Origin of the sequence: Limnobacter sp. UBA7229 (genome assembly GCF_002473065.1) — a bacterium.
Taxonomy (GTDB): Bacteria; Pseudomonadota; Gammaproteobacteria; order Burkholderiales; family Burkholderiaceae_B; genus Limnobacter; species Limnobacter profundi.
On sequence record NZ_DKTN01000020.1, the window covers coordinates 129,317 to 149,640 of the forward strand.

General features: G+C 54.3%; 21 protein-coding genes. 11 read left to right on the forward strand and 10 right to left on the reverse strand.

What is annotated here, in order from left to right:
- The first annotated feature begins 1 nt into the window (after window position 1).
- Genes B4C79_RS11415 through cobA form a run of 7 tightly spaced genes read left to right on the forward strand, consistent with a single transcriptional unit; the run spans window position 2 to window position 7,034 of the window.
- Window positions 2–799 carry a sulfite exporter TauE/SafE family protein gene (locus B4C79_RS11415; protein WP_291740362.1) on the forward strand — a complete coding sequence of 266 codons (798 nt, stop codon included), beginning with the start codon at window positions 2–4 and terminating at the stop codon, window positions 797–799.
- Entirely contained in the window at window positions 800–2,479 is a 1,680-nt protein-coding gene (locus B4C79_RS11420; RefSeq protein WP_291740364.1) for a nitrite/sulfite reductase, read from the forward strand.
- The gene (locus B4C79_RS11425; RefSeq protein WP_291740366.1) at window positions 2,480–3,019 is read left to right on the forward strand and encodes a DUF934 domain-containing protein; all 540 of its coding nucleotides are present in this window, start codon (window positions 2,480–2,482) and stop codon (window positions 3,017–3,019) included.
- A 2-nt stretch (window positions 3,020–3,021) separates the two neighbouring features.
- Entirely contained in the window at window positions 3,022–3,819 is a 798-nt protein-coding gene (locus tag B4C79_RS11430; protein WP_291752312.1) for a phosphoadenylyl-sulfate reductase, read from the forward strand.
- A 39-nt stretch (window positions 3,820–3,858) separates the two neighbouring features.
- Window positions 3,859–4,782 carry a sulfate adenylyltransferase subunit CysD gene (gene cysD, locus B4C79_RS11435; protein WP_105027150.1) on the forward strand — a complete coding sequence of 308 codons (924 nt, stop codon included), beginning with the start codon at window positions 3,859–3,861 and terminating at the stop codon, window positions 4,780–4,782.
- Between the two features lie 52 nt (window positions 4,783–4,834).
- The gene (locus B4C79_RS11440) at window positions 4,835–6,184 is read left to right on the forward strand and encodes a sulfate adenylyltransferase subunit 1 (RefSeq protein WP_105027151.1); all 1,350 of its coding nucleotides are present in this window, start codon (window positions 4,835–4,837) and stop codon (window positions 6,182–6,184) included.
- A gap of 55 nt (window positions 6,185–6,239) precedes the next feature.
- Window positions 6,240–7,034: a uroporphyrinogen-III C-methyltransferase gene (gene cobA, locus B4C79_RS11445; protein ID WP_291752314.1), complete on the forward strand. Its 795-nt coding sequence runs from the start codon at window positions 6,240–6,242 to the stop codon at window positions 7,032–7,034.
- 19 nt (window positions 7,035–7,053) lie between these two features.
- On the opposite strand, the gene B4C79_RS11450 is transcribed toward cobA, so the two are convergent.
- Genes B4C79_RS11450 through lptF form a run of 4 tightly spaced genes read right to left on the reverse strand, consistent with a single transcriptional unit; the run spans window position 7,054 to window position 10,085 of the window.
- Window positions 7,054–7,314, reverse strand: coding sequence for a hypothetical protein (locus B4C79_RS11450; RefSeq protein ID WP_008252035.1), 261 nt, complete (start codon window positions 7,312–7,314; stop codon window positions 7,054–7,056).
- 22 nt (window positions 7,315–7,336) lie between these two features.
- Complete coding sequence (locus B4C79_RS11455) at window positions 7,337–7,714, reverse strand: sirohydrochlorin chelatase (protein WP_291739703.1); 378 nt, start codon at window positions 7,712–7,714, stop codon at window positions 7,337–7,339.
- Complete coding sequence (gene lptG / locus B4C79_RS11460) at window positions 7,711–8,949, reverse strand: LPS export ABC transporter permease LptG (RefSeq protein ID WP_105027154.1); 1,239 nt, start codon at window positions 8,947–8,949, stop codon at window positions 7,711–7,713. Before lptG ends, B4C79_RS11455 begins: the two co-directional genes overlap by 4 nt.
- Window positions 8,946–10,085 (reverse strand): LPS export ABC transporter permease LptF, encoded by a 1,140-nt coding sequence (lptF, locus tag B4C79_RS11465; RefSeq protein ID WP_291739701.1) that lies wholly within the window; start codon window positions 10,083–10,085, stop codon window positions 8,946–8,948. The genes lptG and lptF overlap by 4 nt, the downstream gene beginning before the upstream one ends.
- Window positions 10,086–10,195: 110 nt before the next feature.
- Here lptF and B4C79_RS11470 point away from each other — a divergent pair, with 110 nt between their 5' ends.
- Genes B4C79_RS11470 through B4C79_RS11480 form a run of 3 tightly spaced genes read left to right on the forward strand, consistent with a single transcriptional unit; the run spans window position 10,196 to window position 12,482 of the window.
- Window positions 10,196–11,797 (forward strand): leucyl aminopeptidase, encoded by a 1,602-nt coding sequence (locus B4C79_RS11470; protein WP_291752316.1) that lies wholly within the window; start codon window positions 10,196–10,198, stop codon window positions 11,795–11,797.
- A 10-nt stretch (window positions 11,798–11,807) separates the two neighbouring features.
- On the forward strand, window positions 11,808–12,230 hold the full coding sequence (locus B4C79_RS11475) for a DNA polymerase III subunit chi (RefSeq protein ID WP_291740339.1): 423 nt from the start codon (window positions 11,808–11,810) through the stop codon (window positions 12,228–12,230).
- A gap of 21 nt (window positions 12,231–12,251) precedes the next feature.
- Window positions 12,252–12,482: a hypothetical protein gene (locus B4C79_RS11480; RefSeq protein ID WP_105027157.1), complete on the forward strand. Its 231-nt coding sequence runs from the start codon at window positions 12,252–12,254 to the stop codon at window positions 12,480–12,482.
- Here B4C79_RS11480 and B4C79_RS11485 read toward each other — a convergent pair whose 3' ends face one another.
- Window positions 12,483–14,108 carry a methyl-accepting chemotaxis protein gene (locus B4C79_RS11485; RefSeq protein ID WP_291740337.1) on the reverse strand — a complete coding sequence of 542 codons (1,626 nt, stop codon included), beginning with the start codon at window positions 14,106–14,108 and terminating at the stop codon, window positions 12,483–12,485.
- Between the two features lie 261 nt (window positions 14,109–14,369).
- Here B4C79_RS11485 and B4C79_RS11490 point away from each other — a divergent pair, with 261 nt between their 5' ends.
- Complete coding sequence (locus B4C79_RS11490; protein WP_291752318.1) at window positions 14,370–17,219, forward strand: valine--tRNA ligase; 2,850 nt, start codon at window positions 14,370–14,372, stop codon at window positions 17,217–17,219.
- Window positions 17,220–17,281: 62 nt separating this feature from the next.
- Here the strand turns inward: B4C79_RS11490 and B4C79_RS11495 are convergent, their stop codons facing one another.
- The 5 genes from B4C79_RS11495 to B4C79_RS11515 all read right to left on the reverse strand — a co-directional run bounded on the left by B4C79_RS11495 (window position 17,282) and on the right by B4C79_RS11515 (window position 20,308).
- Window positions 17,282–18,259, reverse strand: coding sequence for an MBL fold metallo-hydrolase (locus B4C79_RS11495; RefSeq protein WP_291741660.1), 978 nt, complete (start codon window positions 18,257–18,259; stop codon window positions 17,282–17,284).
- 23 nt (window positions 18,260–18,282) lie between these two features.
- On the reverse strand, window positions 18,283–18,756 hold the full coding sequence (locus tag B4C79_RS11500) for a BLUF domain-containing protein (protein WP_171100397.1): 474 nt from the start codon (window positions 18,754–18,756) through the stop codon (window positions 18,283–18,285).
- A gap of 72 nt (window positions 18,757–18,828) precedes the next feature.
- Window positions 18,829–19,482 carry a PIN domain-containing protein gene (locus B4C79_RS11505; protein ID WP_171100399.1) on the reverse strand — a complete coding sequence of 218 codons (654 nt, stop codon included), beginning with the start codon at window positions 19,480–19,482 and terminating at the stop codon, window positions 18,829–18,831.
- A gap of 15 nt (window positions 19,483–19,497) precedes the next feature.
- Entirely contained in the window at window positions 19,498–19,725 is a 228-nt protein-coding gene (locus B4C79_RS11510; RefSeq protein ID WP_008252019.1) for a sulfurtransferase TusA family protein, read from the reverse strand.
- Window positions 19,726–19,795: 70 nt separating this feature from the next.
- Window positions 19,796–20,308: an NUDIX domain-containing protein gene (locus B4C79_RS11515; protein WP_291741657.1), complete on the reverse strand. Its 513-nt coding sequence runs from the start codon at window positions 20,306–20,308 to the stop codon at window positions 19,796–19,798.
- Between the last annotated feature and the right edge of the window lie 16 nt (window positions 20,309–20,324).

Genomic DNA, 20,324 nt, shown 5'->3' on the forward strand with positions numbered 1-20,324 from the left:
CGTGCCTTTCGACATCAATTTAGTCTACGTAGCTTCTGGCCTGGCGGTCGGCCTTCTGGTCGGCCTGACCGGTGTGGGTGGTGGCTCGCTGATGACGCCATTGCTCACCGTGTTGTTCGGTGTACCTGCCACAACTGCCGTGGGCACAGACCTGGCCTTCGCTGCAATTACCAAGGGCGCGGGCACCGTGGTGCACCGCCTGCGCAGCACGGTGAAATGGAAAATTGTAGCCCTGGCCTGTTTGGGCAGTGTGCCAGCGTCATTGATTACAATTGCGATTTTGCACGGCTTGGACATTCAAAACGCTGGCAAAGGCAGCCCGATTGATGTGTTCATTCGCTGGTCCATTTCCATTTGCGTGATGTTGACCGTGGGCGTGCTTATTTTCAAAACAAAAATTGTTCATTGGCTGCAAAACCATCCACAGGCCCAATTGCAAGACAAAACGCGTACTATCGCGACCGTGGTTGCATTTGCAGTCATCGGCATGTTGGTGACCGTTTCATCGATTGGTGCCGGTGCAATTGGCGCCATGGTGCTGATCATGCTGTATCCGCACCTGAAAGCCTCTGAAATTGCGGGTACCGACATTGCTTATGCGGTACCACTTACGACTGTGGCGGCCTTTGGTCACTTTAGCCTGGGCACAGTTGATTTTGGTTTGTTGGGCGCACTGTTGCTGGGGTCCATTCCCGGCATCACGGTGGGCAGTTATTTAAGTCGCGCAGTGCCTGAAAAGTTCTTGCGCGGGGTATTGGCCACGACCCTCACCGCCGTGGCCGCAAAACTGGTGATGTAAATGTACAAATACGACGACTACGACCACGCCCTTGTACGCGAACGCGTGGCTCAGTTTCGCAACCAAACCGAGCGCTTTTTGAAGGGTGAACTGACAGACGAAGAGTTCCGCCCCCTGCGCCTGCAAAACGGCCTGTACATTCAGCGCCATGCGCCCATGCTGCGCGTGGCCATTCCTTACGGCCTGCTGGGTGCAAAACAATTACACAAGCTTGCCGATATTGCGGCCAAATACGACCGCAACTACGCACACTTCACAACGCGCCAGAATATTCAGTACAACTGGCCTGCACTGGAAAATGTACCTGCGATTCTTGCTGAACTGGCTGAAGTTGAAATGCACGCCATTCAAACCAGCGGCAACTGCATTCGCAACACCACCAGCGATCCGTTTGCAGGTATTGCGAAAGACGAATTTGTAGACCCACGCCCATTCTGCGAATTGATTCGCCAGTGGAGCACCTTCCACCCTGAGTTCGCTCACCTGCCCCGCAAATTCAAGATTGCAGTGAATGGCGCAGCAGAAGATCGCGCTGCCGTGCAAGTGCACGACATTGGTGTGAATTTGACCCGCAATGCTGCTGGCGAAGTGGTAGCACAAGTGCTGGCGGGCGGTGGTCTGGGTCGTACACCCGTGATCGGCTCTGTCATCAAGAACGACCTGCCCTGGCAGGAACTGCTGACCTACATCGAAGCGGTGATGCGCGTGTACAACCGCTATGGTCGCCGCGACAACCTGTACAAAGCACGCATCAAAATTCTGGTGCGTGCCATTGGCCCCGAAGAATTCTCCAGGCAGGTTGAAGAAGAGTGGCAGCACATCAAAGGTGGTGTGTCGGTGATTCCCCAGAAAGAATTTGACCGTGTTTCATCTTTCTTCACGGCCCCCGCCTACGAGCAGTTCAGTGCTGAACAGGTGGCCACCATTGCAGAGCAAAACCGTGGCCTGCGCGCCAAGCATGTAGGCTTTGACCGCTGGCTAACCCGCAATGCACGTGAACACCGCCAGCCCGGTTATGTGGCCATCAGCATTTCACTGAAGCGCCCTGGTATCGCCCCTGGCGACGCCACCACCGATGAAATGCACTTGATCGCAGACCTGGCCGAGCAGTATTCATTCGGTGAGCTGCGTGTGACTCACGAACAAAACTTTGTGCTGTCCGATGTGGCTGAGCAAGATTTGTTCGAGTTGTGGAGCACCCTGAAAGAACACAATTTGGCCATGCCGAATATTGGTTTGGTCAGCGACATGATTGCCTGCCCGGGCGGTGATTTCTGTTCACTGGCCAACGCCAAATCCATTCCGATTGCCTTGGGCATTCAGGAAGCCGTGGACAACCTCGATTACCAGTTTGATTTGGGCGATCTCAGCTTGAACATCTCGGGATGTATCAACTCCTGTGGTCACCACCACATCGGCAACATCGGTATTTTGGGTGTCGATAAAAACGGTGAGGAGTGGTACCAGGTTACGCTGGGCGGCCGCCAAGGAAACAATGCATCCATCGGTAAGGTGATCGGCAAATCGTTTTACGCCGAAGACGTACCCGGTGTGGTGGTGAAGCTGCTTGAAGTTTATGTGCGGGAGCGTCATGAAGATGAACTGTTCATCGACACCCTTGACCGCATTGGCGCCGAGCCCTTCAAAGACCACGTGTACGCCAACAAGGAGGCTGCATAAATGAGCCAAATTATTGTTAAGCCGTTAAACGGTGAAGCCGCAATTGTTACCGATGAATTTGTGGTTGTTGAAGTGGGTACGGCTGAAGCACCTGTGGCAGTTCCCTCCGAGGGCAAAGTGCTGGTGCACTTGTCCGTGTGGGAAGCAAGCAAGGCAGAATTGACTGCACGCGCCGAAGCGGGCGATTTGGGTGTGTACCTGAACCCCGAAGACAACCCGGAACAATTGCAGGGCGACGCGAATGTGCTGAAGTTGATTGCATTTCACTTCCCGGTGTTCAAATACGGCCAGGGTTATTCAGGCGCAGTATTGCTTCGCACACGCTATGGCTTCAAAGGCGAAATTCGTGCATTTGGCGACATTTGGCGCGACCAGTTTTTCTACCTGGCGCGTTGCGGCTTTACGCAATTCGACATCAAGGAAGGCAAGTCGCTTGAAGACGCATTGAATGCGTTTTCCGATTTCACCATTCCATACCAAACCAGTGCCGACGGCTCGCTGCCTGTGTTCAATCGCAGGGCAGCCGCCGCGGGAGCATAAGCATGAATGCAGTGAACACTTCACGCTTTCACAGTGTTGAAGCAAGCCCTGAAAACAACGCTGCATTCGAGCAAGTGATTGCTGTGTTTCGTGGCCCGCACCAGCCTGCTACCGACATTGCAGGCAAAGTGCAGGCGCTGGAAACCCTGTTGACCCAAGCCGCGCAAGAGTTCGACAACATTGCACTGGCCAGCAGCCTTGCGGCTGAGGACAATGTGTTGTTCGATGTAATCGCACGCTTGAAGCTGAACATTCGCGTATTCAGCCTGAACACGGGTCGCCTGCACCAGCAAACACTGGATGTAGCCCCAGCCTTGCAAGCCAAGTATGGTCAAACAGTGCAGTGGTTTGAACCGCAGGCGCAAGCTGTTGAAACCTACGTGAACACCAAGGGTAAAGATGCTTTCTATGAAAGCACCGCGCTGCGCAAAGAATGCTGCGGTATTCGCAAGGTAGAACCTTTGGCGCGTGCCCTTCAAGGTGCAAAAGCCTGGGTAACCGGCCAACGCCAGGCGCAGGCAGCGACCCGCGCCGCACTGCCTGTGCGGGAATTCGATGCCGACCGCGGTATTGAAAAATTCAATCCGCTGGCGGATTGGAGCGAGGCCGATGTGTGGACCTATGTTCGCCAGTTTGAGGTGCCCGTGAACAAGCTGCACTTCGAAGGTTTTCCGTCGATTGGCTGCGAACCCTGCACTCGAGCAATCACCATTGGTGAAGACATTCGCGCCGGCCGCTGGTGGTGGGAAGACCCAAGCAGCAAGGAATGCGGTTTGCACAACGCAAATTTAAAGAAATAAGTTCAAGAAACACACTGAATCTACAAGTTGAGAAAAATCATGAGCACGCAAGTGAGCACGCAAAAACACACCATGTCCCATCTGGACTGGCTTGAAGCAGAAGCCATCTACATCATGCGCGAAGTCGCGGCGGAATGCGCACGTCCCGCCATGCTGTTCTCGGGCGGCAAAGATTCCATCGTGATGCTGCGCCTTGCGGAAAAAGCATTTCGCCCTGGCAAGTTTCCATTTCCCCTGGTGCACATTGACACCGAACACAACTTCCCGGAAGTGATTGAATTTCGCGACTGGAAAGCCAAGCAATTGGGCGAAGAACTGATTGTTCGTTCACTGGAAGGCTCCATCAAAAAGGGCACCATTCGCCTGCCGCACCCAGACGCTTCACGCAATGCGTTTCAAAGCGTCACACTGCTTGAGACCCAGGAAGAATTTGGCTTTGACGCACTGATGGGCGGCGCACGCCGTGATGAAGAAAAAGCACGTGCGAAAGAACGTATTTTTTCGTTCCGCGATGGCTTTGGTCAATGGGACCCAAAAAACCAGCGTCCTGAACTTTGGGACCTGTACAACACCCGCGTTCACCCCGGCGAACACATGCGCGTGTTCCCGATTTCCAACTGGACTGAACTGGACGTGTGGCAATACATTGAACGCGAAAAGCTGGAACTGCCCAACATTTACTACGCCCATGAACGCGAGATTATCGAGCGCAATGGTTTGTTGGTGCCTGTTACCGAGATGACCCAACCCAAGGCCGGTGAAACTGTCACAACGCGCACAGTGCGCTTCCGCACTGTGGGCGACATTACCTGCACCTGCCCAGTGGCAAGCACTGCAGCCACGCCGGCTGAAATCATTACTGAAACAGCGGTGACCGACATTACCGAGCGCGGCGCAACCCGCATGGACGATCAAACTTCCGAGGCCTCTATGGAGCGCCGCAAGAAAGAAGGTTATTTCTGATCCCCGGGCCTACGAGAAACACACGCGCGAAATAAACAACGAGATGAATACCATGAATGCAATTAACGAAGCCTTGAAACTGAGCACCCAAGACCATGGGGTACTGCGCTTCATCACAGCCGGTTCTGTCGACGACGGAAAGTCTACCCTGATCGGCCGCCTGCTCTTTGACAGCAAAGGTATTTTTGCCGACCAGCTGGCTGCCATTTCCAAGGCAAAAAACAAGCGCACTGCCGGCGATACCATCGACTTTTCATTGCTAACCGATGGCTTGGAAGCCGAGCGTGAGCAAGGCATTACCATCGACGTGGCTTACCGCTACTTCGCCACGCCTGCGCGCAAATTTATTGTGGCCGACACACCGGGCCACGAGCAGTACACCCGCAACATGGTGACTGGTGCGTCCACAGCCGACGTAGCGATTGTGCTGGTCGACATTACCCGCGTTACTTTTGAAGAAAGCACAGAAGGCCTGAAAGCCACGCTGCTGGCCCAAACCAAACGCCACAGTGCAATTGCCGGCAAGCTGGGTATTCCCGCCATTTTGTTTGCCGTAAACAAAATGGACCTGGTTGATTTTGATCAGGCCAAATTCATTGCGACTGAAAAAGCCGTGCGAGAACTGGCTGTTACCGTTGGCGTGCAAGAGGCGCTGGTGCTGCCCATTTCCGCCCTCACGGGTGACAACGTGGTTACTGCCAGCCCCAAAACACCTTGGTACACCGGCCAGCCCCTGCTGCCCATTCTGGAAAACATCCCCAGCCGTGCTGACCGCGCAGAGGCTGCTCACAAAGTGGGTTTCCGTTTCCCGGTGCAATTGGTGGCACGCCACGATGGTCACAAAGCCGAAGATTTCCGCGGCTACATGGGCCGAGTCGAAGGCGGCAGTGTGAAAGTTGGCGACACGGTGGTGGTGCATCCTTCAGGCCAAAGCGCCGTGGTATCTCGCATCGTGTTTTTGAATGACGACTTGCCAGAAGCCCACCTGGGTCAGTGCGTAACACTGGTGCTGGACCGCGATGTGGACGTGTCCCGTGGGGATCAAATTGTCAGCAGTGGCGACACTGTAAACCACGCCCCGGTGAAGGCATTGACGGCCGACATTTGCTGGCTGGACAATGAACCATTGAACCCTGCACGCAAGTACTGGATCAAGCAGACCACTCGCCAAACCCAAGCCAAAATTAAATCGGTGAATTTGGTGCTCGACATTCACACCCTGCTGCATGGCGAAAGCACCAAAACGGTGCAAATGAACGACATCGCACAGATTGAATTGGTGCTGGCCCAGCCTATCGTGGCGGATTTGTACACAGAATGCCGGGCAACAGGCAGTTTTATCTTGATTGACGGGGCCACCAACCAAACCGTGGCCGCTGGCATGATCGTTGCAAAGAACTAAGCAACGACCCTTCACCCGGTTGTTGGTTGCTTGTTCTTAAATAGGGACTTTTGAGATGGGACGCGTTGTGTTGATTGGAGCAGGACCTGGAGCGGAAGATTTAATCACCGTTCGCGGCCTGAAGCTGTTGATGCAGGCAGACTGTGTGTTTTACGACGCGCTGGTCAGTCCCTCTCTTCTTTCTGAAGCCCATCCCAATGCAAAACTTGTCGCCGTTGGAAAACGATGCGGCAAGAAATCGACTGCCCAGCACTTCATCAACAAACAGCTTGTTGAAGCGGCTGAGAAATACCGCTTGGTTGTGCGCCTGAAAGGCGGCGACCCCATGGTGTTTGGCCGTGCCGATGAAGAAATTACCGCACTGAAAACCGCAGGCCACACCGTTGAAGTGGTGCCTGGTGTTACTGCTGCACTGGCGGCGGCCAGCAGCCTGCAAGCCTCGCTCACCTTGCGTGGTGTGGCCCGCAGCCTTACTTTAACCACCCCTTCAGTGGGCGCTGATGAAGTACCCAGCACCGAATTGTTCACCGGCACTGAAAACGACACCGTGGCTGTGTACATGGGTTTGCGTCAGGCTGGGCCTTGGGCTGCTGCCTTGCTTGAAAAAGGCCGCAATCCCAACACTCCCGTCATTCTGTGCGAGAGCGTGTCATTGCCCTCCGAGAAATTTACACCACTGAACCTGGGCAAGCTGCCCTTGTTTTCTTCGGAACAACTTACCGATGGACCTTGCCTTATCCTGATTGGGCAAGCGCTGGCCAAAGCGCAGGCTGAATTGCTCACCGGCAATAAAAACCCGGCCAGTGTTGAATTGACCGGGTCGTTATTCGGATCGAACAAAGCTGCTTGATCGTCGGTAAAGCGGGCATTTAACCCGCAGCGGCCTCGCACTTCTTCATAAATGAGTTCTTGGCTGCACCGGCCAGCTTCTTTCCGTCTTTACCCACCGCGCGTTCTTCGCAGCTGGCCTTGTTTTCAGCCAGGCATTTTTTCATGAACGAATTTTTTGCAGCACCCGCCAAGGGCTTGCCCTCTTTGCTCACAGCCTTGGCCTGACAAGCGGCCTCGGTCGATTGTGCGTGGGCGGGAATGGAAAAACACAGCGCAGCCAACAGCAACCATTTCTTCATGTTGTATCTCCAGTTGTTTTGATTAAACCTGCTGAACAATTTCAGTGGCAATTGCTTGCCACACTGCATCCCACTGACCCACAGCCGTTGTGGCTTCAATGTTCAAACCCGGGTGTCTGGCTTTCATTTCAGCCATGATCACCGGGAAATCATTTTTCAAGTGTCCGCCCCGACCAAAGAAAATAGGCACCACTTGAATGTGCTTCACCCCACCTTGCGCCATGCAATCCACGGTATCAGGCAAGCTGGGGGCCATCAGTTCCAGAAAGGCCAGTTCGACCTGCACACCGGGCAACTGCGCCACCAACAGGCTCTGCAAATGTTTCATGGGCTCGGCCCACTGCGGATCGCGCGCGCCGTGGCCAAACAACACGATCGCTTTTTTTCCGGTACTGCTCATCGGTTCCTCAATACATTCAAAGTACGCCAAGGCGCTGGTTGCGACACCCACCACAATGCCCCCATACCCACCACAAATCCCAGCAGGCTGGGCAAAGCAGCGCTCACAAAGGGCGGGAAACTGGCCACCATGCTGAGGTGGGAAAACAGGTTGTTGACCAAATGGAAACCCACGCCAATCATGATGCCCGCAAACACCTTTACGCTGACACTGCCCGAGCGGAAATGCAGGTAGGCAAACGGCAGCGAGATCATCATCATGATGAGAATGGCAAACGGGTACATTATTTTTTTGGCGAAGGCCAAATCAATGTTGTCAGTGGCCTGCAAATTACTGCTCAGGAATTTCGAGTAGTTGTACAACTGCCAGGCGCTCATGCGGTCAGGGCGAACGAATAAACCCGTGAGCAACTCTGGGGACAAATTCGAGGTCCAGCGCATGGTGTCGAGTGATTCAAATTCACTGGCCTGAATGGTTAAACCCGCACGGGCCGCATCGGGGTTGTTCACTGCCTCATCGAAATAACGCTGCAGCAAAACATTGCGCAATTCCCAATCGCCACTGTCCGGATCAAACTTTGCACTTTCAGCGCGAACCCAAGCACGAATTCTGGATTCAGGATCGAGCTCATAGTATTCAAGTTTGAGCAATTCGCCGTCTTTGTTGAATGAATCAAAATTCACGAAACGCACCCTCGACTCTGCATCCGGGGCACTGTAGGTGTCGCGCATCCAGTAACCACTGCGGAAATCTCGATCTACCTCGTAACCCAGTGCCTTGGCGCGCATGGGCACTGCTGCCCTTTCAGCCAAGGGTGCCACGCCCTCGCCAAACAACACCGTAATCACCACCACCCCAGCTGCAATTCGAACCAGCATTTTCAGCATGCTGGTGGTGCTTAAGCCCGCGGCTCGCATGGCAGTCAATTCACTGCTGGCGGCCAATTGAACCAGCGCGTATATGGAACCAATCAGCGCGGCGATGGGCGCTATTTCGTAAACCCGTGCGGGCAGGCCCAGCAACACGGCGATGAAATAATAAAACCAGCTGGTGCCGGGCAAACTCAAACGGTCTACCTCGGCGATCAAATCAAAAAACGCGAATAAACCGACAAACGCAACCATCACAAAACTGATGGCTTTGTACAGCTCGCTGCGAAAATACACCAGCAGCGAATGGGGTACCTGAAATGGTTTGCTGACCTGTTTGCGAACATCGCGGGAGGACATTTTCATCGCTTGATCTCCTGGCCCGCCACCACGTCTTGCAAATCAAGGGCACGACCCGGTCTGCGCCAGCGAAGCAGAGGCGCACCCGCAGGGCGGTTGCGCTTCACCATCAACAGGTAAAACATCAGCAATACGCTGGCATGTGGCAGTACTAAAGCCACCCAGAAGTCGAGGGTTTCCTTGGTGACCATGCTTTGGGTGACCGACACGATGTTGCTGTAGGTGAGATAAATCAACAGGGCAAAAAGCTGGTTCAGTGAATTGCCGCCGCGCGGATTGACAAAGGCCAATGGAATGGCCAGCAAACCCAGTGCCAGGGCAGACAAGGGCAAGCTGATTCGCCACAACAGTTCGCCTTGAGCGGCGGGTGAAAAATCGGCGATCAGCAAATCGACACGGCGATGTTGCAACTGAAAACTGGGCGCTGCACCCAATGTGTTGTCAATGGCCAAGCCATAAGTTTCAAACTCGGTGCTGGTAAATCGCTCACCGGTGCCGTCCAGAGTAGCGCGGCGCCCGCCACTCAACACCAGGTAGGGCTGGCCGCCGGCATCCACTTCCACGCTGCCACGTGCAGCCGAAACTACTGTTCGGGTATCGCCTTTGGAGTCGACCACAAATACATTTTCGACCTGCTTGGTCACTTCAGATTGACGCTCTACGAAAAACACGCGGTTGCCTTCGCCTGATTCCCTGAACTGCCCTGCGCTGACCTTGCTCACATCACTGCGTTTGGCAAAACGATCTTTGGCAGCATCCAGTTCGGCTTTGGCCCACGGCGTAAGCCACACCGAGCACACCATGGCCAACACGGTGAGCGGCACGGCAAAGCGCAGCACGGGCCGCACCAGCGAGAACAGCGACACACCCGAGGCAAACCAGGCAGTCATTTCCTGTTCCTTGAAGGCACGCGATACCACACCCATGACGGCGATGAACACAGTGATGACCAAGGCAGCCGGCAGGTATTGAAGACCGCCCAATAAAATGAGTGTAAATACTTCAGCGTTGTCAACCTTGCCGCCCGCAGCCTGACCCAGGGTGCGAACCAGCACAGTGGTCACAATGATGGTGAACAGGGCCACGAAGGTGGCGCCTGCTGTTTGTGCGAAGTCTTTTCGAAAAGTGGATCGAAACAGCATGCAATGCAGGTGGGCTGTGCTTTGACTCGCCAACCCAGCTTGTTAATAATGGTAGATTGTCGCATGCATTCGTTTTGAATGGTCGAGCATTAATCGCAACAAGGAACACCATGACAACAACACCAGCCACACCCAAAGCCAAAAAACCCAGCTCCCCACGTGTTGCCAAAAAAGCGGCGCCCACGCCGCCACCCATGTTCAGCTTCAAGGCGGGTACGGGCGCTGTTGCCGAAGTGACTGCTGGCGGGCCGGTGCCAACCAAGGGTTGCGATGTGGCAGTGGTTGCGGTGTACAAGGAGGGCGAACTGACCGCCGCCGCGAAACGGGCCGATGTTGACACAGAAGGCTTGGTGGCCAATGCCTGTAAAACCGATAAAAACCTGGGAAATGCTGGCAGTTGCCGCGTGGTTTTCAACACCGCGAAAGCCGGCGCGCCGGTGTACGTGCTGGTGGGTCTGGATGAAGCCGACAAGCTGAACACCAAAACCCTGCGAAAAGCCACCAGTGCCGCCTGCGAAGCACTCAAAGGCCTGAAGCCTGCGAAGGTATTTTTCGCCGTGAACCAAGAAGTGCCCAAGAAAAGCAGCGACAAGGAAATTGCGGCTTTGTGCGCACGCACCATCACCGAGAGTTTTTACAGCTTCTCGGCCTGCAAAAAACAGGATGAAGACGCAGCCGCCCCTCCCGCCTTCGAGCTGGCCTGCACCAAATCCACCCAAGAGGCTGTTGAAAAAGGCGCCGCGATTGGCCAAGCGATTGGCAATGGCATGCAGCTGACCAAAGACCTTGGCAACTTGCCCGGCAATATTTGCACTCCAAATTACCTGGCTGAAACAGCCAAAGCCCTGGCCAAGCAATACAAGCTGGGCGTTGACGTGCTGGACCACAAAAAAATGGAAGCGCTGGGCATGTTCAGCCTGTTGTCGGTGGGCAAGGCTTCCAGTGAACCCCCAAAGCTGATTGTGCTGAAGTACAACGGCGCAAAAGACCCCAAAGAAGCACCCGTGGTTTTGGTTGGCAAGGGTATTACCTTTGACACCGGCGGCATTTCCCTGAAGCCTGGCGCTGGCATGGACGAAATGAAATACGACATGTGTGGCGCAGCCAGCGTGTTGGGCACCATGAAAGCCGCCGCTGAAATGAAATTGGCCCTGAACCTGATTGTGGTGGTACCCACGGCCGAAAACATGCCGGCCGGCAACGCCAGCAAGCCCGGTGATGTGGTGGTGTCCATGAGTGGTCAAACCATTGAAATCCTGAATACCGATGCAGAGGGCCGCCTTATTCTGTGTGACGCACTCACCTACGTTGAACGGTTCAACCCCGCCGCAGTGGTTGATGTCGCCACACTGACAGGTGCCTGTATTGTGGCGCTTGGCCACGTCAACAGTGGCTTGTTCAGCCCCGATGACGAGCTGGCCAATGAATTGTTCAAAGCAGGCCAAAACGCATTGGACACCGCTTGGCGCATGCCCTTGGACGAGGAATACCATGAACAGCTGAAAAGCAATTTTGCCGACATGGCCAATATTGGTGGCCCACCCGCAGGCAGCGTGACCGCAGCCTGCTTCCTGCAGAAGTACACCAAGGCCTACAGCTGGGCCCACCTGGACATCGCGGGTACAGCCTGGCATTCCGGCAAGGCCAAGGGTGCCAGTGGTCGACCAGTGCCCTTGCTGGCCGAGTTTGTCATGAAGCGTGCAAAATCCTGAGGGTTGTGAATTGACCCGAATTGACTTTCACCTCAATGTGTCGGACCACCTGCTGTACACCTGTCGATTGATTCGAAAGGCGTACGGCAGCAGTTTAAAAATTGTGTGCTACAGCACCCGCTCCGAGGTACTTGAAAACCTGGACAAGCTGCTGTGGACGTTCTCGGAAGAGGACTTTTTACCCCATGTGGTCAGTGGCCACCCCGGCGTGGCCGACACGCCCATTGTGTTGACCGACAAGGCCGATGACATTGCCCACTACGATTTGTTGATTAACCTGGATGAGCAATGGCCACCGTTTTTTGCGCGGTTTGAACGGCTCGTTGAAATTGTGGGCACAGACGAAGACAACAAGGCATTGGCGCGGCAACGCTACAAGTTTTACAAGGAACGGGGTTACCCGCTGAATACCTTTGACCGCGCCAACGGTTAATCGGGGCTTAAGGACAACAACATGAGTGAACATTTTGATGGTGGCCCGCCCCTGTTGACCGAGGTAATTGAATCGGGTTTGCGGGAAATTGAACAATCCACGGGTAACCGCCTGAGTGGCAACTTGAGCGACCCGCAAATTGAAATTTTGCGGGCGCAATTGCCTGAACTGTTCGAACGCGCCCTGCTACGGATCAAACCCCAGCTGATGCAAGAGTTTGAAAAAGTAGTGCTGGACGCGCTGAAAAAATAATCAGGTTTTGAACACCTGCACAGACTGCGTCAAGCTGCCTGCCAAGTCTGAAATTTGCTGAGCCACATACTTGTTTTGCGCAATGGCCGCTGTGTTTTCTTCGGTCATTTGCGCAACACGCTCCACGTTGCGGCTAATTTCAACACTCACATTGCTTTGCTCTTTCATCGACACGGTAATGGCCTGAATGGCCTCATTCACGCGGTCCGCATTGACCTTGATCTGGTCAATGGTTCCCGATACCGAGTCTGCCTGTTCAATGCCCTGCTTCACCATACCCACCGAATCTTCCATGGACTTGGAGGCCTGCTGGGTAATGCTCTGAATCTGGAACACCATGGTTGAAATGCGCTCAGACGAGCCCTTCGTTTGCTCAGCCAGTTTGCGTACTTCATCGGCAACCACTGCAAAACCACGACCGCTTTCACCTGCACGTGCCGCCTCAATGGCCGCATTCAAGGCCAACAAGTTGGTGCGGTCGGCAATGTCGGTGATGGTTGAAATAATCTCGGAAATTTCATTGGACTGCTGCTCAAGCGAGCGCACTGTGCTGGCACTGCCTTGCACCGAGCTGGCAATTTTCCGAATGCCGTCCACCACCTGGCCCAAAGTGACGCTGCCTTGATCGGCAGACTGCTTGGCCTGCATGGCTGTGTGTGACGCATCGTTGGAGTTCTCAGTGATCTGGCTGATCGACACAGTCAATTGCTCGACTGCCGCAGCCATGGACGACGTGGCATCCGCCTGCTCAGAAGCCGCCTTGTTCATTTCATCGGACGAAGTACGCACGGCACTTGCACTCTCAGTCAACGAGGCAGTGGAACCACGAATACCCTCAATCAAACCACGCAAATTGGTTTGTGCCTTGCCCAGTGCAAGCAACAGCCCGTCCACTTCGTCTTTGCCCTCAACCTTGATGTTGCTGTTCAGCCTTCCCTCTGCCAAAGCGTTGATGTGAATTGTCGCAGTGCCTAACTTGCGTTTAAACAAACGGGAAATCAGGAAGTTCAAGGTTAAACCAGTGAACAGGGCAAACAATGTAATGGCCACGGTAATCCAGATGGATTGTTGGTAAACACCCTGGCTGGCCTCTTGGCGCTGCTTCAATAAACGGTATTCTTCAGCTTCCACTTTGGCCAAAGCCTGACGCATTTTGTCCATCAGCGGCTTGCCCGGGGTGGCGTCCACCAAAGCATTGAAATCTTCCGGGGCCATATTGCCCTCAATCACCAAGCGCTTGGCGTCGATCAGCGGATCCACCACGGAATTCAACCAAGTGCGATAGTGGGCATTGAATAAACGCAATTCCTCCGTCACCACCGCGTTGTGCGCCGTGAGTTCGGCCGCCTTGTCCAGGTGTTTGCGAACCTGCTCTTTGCCCTCGTTGTAGGGTGCCAGATAAGAATCATCACCACGCAGCAAAAATCCGCGTTCGCCAGTTTCAATATTCACCAGATTTTCACGAACCCCAAGCACATTCTCGATCACCTCATGGGTGAATTCGTTTTTGGCATTGGCATCCATAATCCGCTTGCTGTTAAACACACCCAAGCCACCCACCACCACGCCCAGCAGAATCACCGTGACCAGGCTGGCACTGAATTTGGCACTAATGGAACTCAACATGAGACACCCCTCTTTGAACTGTCATTGGTTTACAACATAACGTTGTATTTCTAAAAAAGCCTCACTCGAACAGGGCTAATAGAAGACAGCCACCCAGTCGGACGTATGAACATTGTGCAGTACAAGGGGGGGACCGAAATTGGGGAATAAAGGGGCTTTCATGGTCCAGACCAAACAACTCAAAGCCGGGAACACCCCCGCAAACGCTATAATGCCGGGCTAAGCCATTGTTGACGTTGTTCATTTTCAAGTACCACTGCCATGACCCTTGCCAAAAGTTTCGACCCGAATGCCATTGAATCCCACTGGGGCCCTGAATGGGAGCGCCAAGGCCATGCCAAGGCCACCACGGTGGAGGGCAAGCCCGACTTTTGCATTCAACTGCCCCCACCCAATGTAACCGGCACCCTGCACATGGGCCATGCGTTTAATCAAACCATCATGGACGGGCTAACGCGTTATTACCGCATGCGTGGCCACAACACCCTGTGGCAACCGGGCACAGACCACGCAGGCATTGCCACTCAAATTGTGGTTGAACGCCAGTTGGCCGCCAAGAACACTACCCGCCACGATTTGGGTCGCGAAAAATTCGTGGAAAAAATTTGGGAATGGAAAAACGAGAGCGGCAGCAAAATTACCGAGCAAATGCGCCGCATGGGTGCGAGTGTGGATTGGCAGCGCGAGTACTTCACCATGGACCCCGCCTTGTCCAAATCGGTTACTGAAGTGTTTGTTCGGCTGTTTGAACAAGGCCTGATTTACCGTGGCAAGCGATTGGTGAACTGGGACCCTGTGCTGAAAACAGCGGTGTCTGATCTGGAAGTGGAAAGTGTGGAAACCGAAGGCCATTTGTGGGAACTAAAGTACCCACTGGTGGAGGCAGACCCGGTGAAAGGCCTTACCCACCTTACAGTGGCCACCACGCGCCCGGAAACCATGCTGGGCGATTCAGCCGTGATGGTGCATCCCGAGGATGAACGCTACCAGCACCTGATCGGCAAGAAAGTACAGCTTCCCTTGTGCAACCGTGAGTTGACCATTATTGCCGATGAATACGTAGACAGCAGCTTCGGCACGGGCGTGGTGAAGGTAACCCCGGCGCATGATTTTAACGACTATGCCGTGGGCCAGCGCCACAAGCTTGAGCTGATCAACATTCTTACCCTGGATGCCACCATTGCGGACAATGCGCCTGCGAAATATGTGGGCATGGACCGCTTTGTAGCCCGCAAGCAGATTGTGGCCGACCTGGAAGAACTGGGCCTGCTGGGTGAAATAAAACCCCACAAACTGATGGTACCCAAGGGCGACCGCACCGGCGTGGTGATTGAACCCATGCTGACCGACCAGTGGTTTGTGGCCATGACCAAAGCCGCTGAAGGCGATGCCACTGGCAAAAGCATCACCCAAAAAGCGATTGACGCAGTAGAACAAGGCCAGGTGAAGTTTGTGCCCGAACAGTGGGTGAACACATACAACCAGTGGCTGAACAACATTCAAGACTGGTGTATTTCCCGCCAATTGTGGTGGGGCCACCAAATCCCGGCCTGGTACGGCGAGAACGGCGTGGTGTTTGTGGCGCGTACTGAAGAAGATGCCCGCGCCAAGGCCGCCGCCGCTGGCTACACAGGTGCACTGAAGCGCGACGACGATGTGCTGGACACCTGGTTCAGCTCTGCACTTGTGCCCTTCAGCACGCTGGGTTGGCCCGAGGAAACCCCAGAACTGACGCACTTCCTGCCCTCCTCCGTGTTGGTGACTGGTTTTGACATCATTTTCTTCTGGGTGGCCCGAATGATCATGATGACCACCCACTTCACGGGCCAGGTGCCTTTCCACACCGTGTATGTGCATGGCTTGGTACGGGATGCTGAAGGCAAAAAAATGAGCAAGTCGGTGGGCAACACCCTGGACCCGGTCGATTTGATTGATGGGTGCAGCCTGGACACCCTGCTGGTGAAACGCACCACGGGCTTGAGCAAGCCGCAAGACGCGCCGAAAATCGAAAAGAAAACCCGCAAGGAATTTCCGGAAGGCATACCCGCCTACGGCGCCGATGCGCTGCGCTTTACCTTCGCAAGCCTGGCCACTTTGGGCCGAAACATCAACTTTGACCAGAAGCGTTGCGACGGTTACCGCAACTTCTGCAACAAGCTGTGGAACGCCACCCGCTTTGTGCTGATGAATACCGAAGGGCAAGATTGTGGCCTGAGCGACCACGATGCAGACGCCTGCACGCCCGGCGGCTACCTGGATTTTTCGCAAGCGGACCGCTGGATAACAAGTACCCTTCAGCGCGTGGAAGCCGATGTGGCACAGGGTTTCGAAACCTACCGCTTCGACTTGATTGCGCAAAGCATTTACCAGTTTGTGTGGGACGAGTACTGCGACTGGTACCTTGAAATTGCCAAAGTGCAAATTGCCAATGGCACGCCCGCACAGCAACGCGCCACCCGCCGCACCCTGGTACGCGTGCTGGAAACCATATTGCGCTTGGCCCACCCGATTATTCCGTTCATCACCGAGGAACTTTGGCAAACGGTCAGCGTGGTGGCAGGCCGCCGAGAAGAAGGCGTACAAGCCAGCCTGATGACCCAGGCTTACCCGGTCAGCGTGCCCAGCCGCATTGACGAAAAAGCTGAAAACTTTGTGGCCCAGCTGAAAGCCACGGTAGACGCCATTCGCGCACTGCGCGGCGAAATGGGTTTAAGTCCGGCCGAAAAAGCACCGCTGATTGCCAGCTGTGAAGGCAATGCCGAGCAACGCGCGTTTCTGGAAAAAACCGGCCCGGTATTGGCTGCGCTGGCCAAGCTGAGCAAAGTCGATGTGGTTGATTCACTGCCCGCAGACTCCATGGCGCCCGTGCAAATTGTTGGCGAACTGAAATTGATGCTGCACATTGAAATTGATGTGGAGGCCGAGCGTGCCCGCATTGGCAAAGAAGCAGAAAAAATTCGTATCGAGATTGCCAAGTGCAATGGCAAACTGGGCAACGCCAGCTTTGTAGACCGTGCACCCGCAGCAGTGGTGGATCAGGAAAAAGCCAGGCTGGCCGAATTCAGCGCTTTGCTTGAAAAGCTGGAGAGCCAGCTAAACAAGTTGAAATAGGCACAAAAAAAGAGCACCGAAATGAACCATTCGGTGCTTTTTTTTCCACAATCGCTGGGTAATCAACAACCCGCAGTGCACCTGCCCTTGCCATCAAAACTCATGGTTCTATCACTCAACGGCACGTACACAGGCACCTTGCTGGCCTTCATGAATTGCTCGGTTTTTGTACCCGCAATTACCTTGCCATTCTGGGTGGCCACTTCATTGGCATGGCTCGCAATGACAGCTTTGGGCTCTACCAACTCATTCACCACATAAGCCGCCTCCCGCGGACCAGTGGTGAAGGTGTCACCGATGTTCATCACAGCCAATTGCGGCTTATAGAATTCACCCACCACTTCTTTTTGTTCTCCAGTGATACCCGTGTCGCCACTCAGATACACCGTTAAACCATTGCTGAACTTGACCACGTAGCCAGTGGCGGGGCCAGCATAGGCCGTGATCCCTGTTTCTTTGAGCATATCTCCCAATCGTTGCCCAACAAAATCACCCGCAATGCCGTTGCTGTGCGCAGCAGGTACGGTGGTAATGTCCACACCGTTGATGGTTTGCATTGCTCCGAAACGAACCAGTACCGAGTTTTTCTCGTCACCGCCGGCTTGTTTCAATTTGGCTGCAAAGAAGGAAGGCATTTCACTGCCAGTCACAATTTTTGCACCGGTTTTTACAGCAATGTTCACACTGTTGGAGTTGGGCAAAGCACTGGCGGAAATATCGGGTTTGTCACAGCTGCCTGCATTCGGAGCCGGGTTGTGCCGGTCGCCCAAGTGGTCACCGTGCATGTGGCTCACCAACACCACATCAATTTTTCCCAAGCGGGGGTCTTCAGCACCCGCCACTGTGCGGCCAGCGTCGTACAAAATCCGGGTGCCATTCGGATCTTCGAAAATCATGGCGCGGTCAAAGCGACAAAACTCGCCCTGCTGGCCACCCAAAGGGGTCACTTTGACCAAGCCTTGGGCTGGGGCTTGCGCCTGAGCAGCGAGGGGAAGCATACACAACAGGGGAATTGCACGAAGGAGGGAAGGAATTGTCATACTGCGACCTGCTTGAATCTTGGTTAATACACGTCGAACACCTTGCTCAGCAGACCCATTTCACCTGCTTTTTCTAACTCGGCTTTGACCTTGGCATATTCATAAATTAAATCAGCTGCACCGAGCCCAAGGGACTTCCAGGGGCGATACAAGCGATGATCAAGAAGTGTATACGCAATAGACTCGCCACTCAACGCCGATTGTGGCCGGGTGCCCAAGCCCACCATAGACCACTTTTCAAACATCAGCTCTTCGGTGGTCTCAGACACCAGCAGACGAATGTCAGAGTGCCGGGGGTCTTTCACTATCTTTTTATAGACTGAGCTCACCGCTTCCCGGGGGCCTTCAAGGCACTGCATAAACTCCATGCCATTGCACAACAGCAGGCCCTCGATACCCAGATTTCGGTTGTTTTGAGACGCCTGCTCACACAATTGCTCAAAGGCCAGGCGATCAAAGCCCGGCACTTGAACCGATGTGTAAATTAGTCTCAGCATACAATTCCCGGAATTTGTGTATGACAATCATATGACGCCCGTGGCCTAATCTAACTAACCAGAACGGGGTAGTCAATTTGGACGAGAATAAACCTTTGCGGTCTTGTGCATGCGGTTTCTTCCCAAAAACTGGATCCAGTCCTCGCTGTTTTGTGGCAAAGGACTCGCCTTGCTTTGATAAGCCGTGGGGTTTTGGCTGGGCTGTGTGGCCAAGCTGGCCTGCATCAACTGTACGCTTTGTTCCAGACAAGCCTGCAGGCCAGTTTTGGTTTTCGCCAGCTCTACACAAAGCTCATCGGGACACATCCGCACCACACCAAGCTTCAACAGCGGCTTTCTCGGAAAGTCTTTCAAGTTCCAGGTGAGCAAACCAACGGGTTGTTGCAATTGGTGCCGCAGAGCCAAGGCCGATGCAGCAACATGGCGGTCCTTTTCATCCACCTGCCGAACATCAGCCAGATAAGGTTCGTGGTTTTGCGGCAACAGCACTGCCTGTAAACGGCTGGGTAAGGCGTGGCGCTCCTGGTCCGCATCGTCGGCATGTAAACGCCCCAAGCGAACCAAATTTCGGTAACACTCGTTTTCGATGTGGGGAGTCCAATACAAGGTGGCCTGCCTGCGCTCAGCCAGCGCAACCATCAGCCAACGGGTCCATTCAGAGAACAGCACATTGGCGTCAAGCAACCAATGTTGTGGCACCTCGGGCTTGCCGAGAACAACGCTCACCAGGTGCCGGCCGGTTTAACGGCGCTTCATGTAGAAAACGAATGAGCCAGACTGGTCAGCCTGCTCTACCAATTCGTTGCCGGTCTGTTTGGCAAACATGGCGAAATCGCGCACCGAGCCTGGGTCGGTGGAAGTCACTTTGAGCACCTGGCCGCTCTGCATTTCTGCCAAAGCCTTCTTGGTTCTCAAAATGGGCAGCGGGCAATTCAATCCGCTGGCGTCGACTTCACGGTCAAAATTCATGTCTCTTACTCCTGTTTGTGTATCGCTCACTGCTCTTGAGTTCGCTTGTGAGCTTACTTGTGATTTTTCACTATTTTAATTCAATCCAGTTGACAGGCAGCTGACGGGCGCTTAGCCAATCGGCCATGGCCAAACCAGTGCCCATGCGCCAGGGGCGCAATTCAGCGGGTTCTACCAGCTTGTAGTCGGCCAGTTCTTCCGACAAGTTAATGTTGCCCACCGCCTTGATGTGATAACAAATAATCACTTCATTTTTCATCGGAAAGGGATACACCCCAATCAAGCTGCTTTCAACTGCATCCAGATTGGTTTCTTCTTTCAGTTCGCGAATGGCACCTTGCTCAGGTGTTTCATTGCGTTCCAGAAAACCGGTAATGAGCGCGTAAAAATGTGCGGGCCACGCCACGTTGCGGGCCAGCAGCACCTTGCCCTCGAACTCCACCAATGCAGCCACCACGGGCACCGGGTTGCCCCACTGCACGAAGCCACAAGCACTGCACGCCATGCGGGGCTGACCAGAATGCTGCAGCTCGTGCAGCTTTGTGGCACACATGGGACAGTACTGATAAATGGCTTTGCTCATGGTGCGTCCCGGTCTG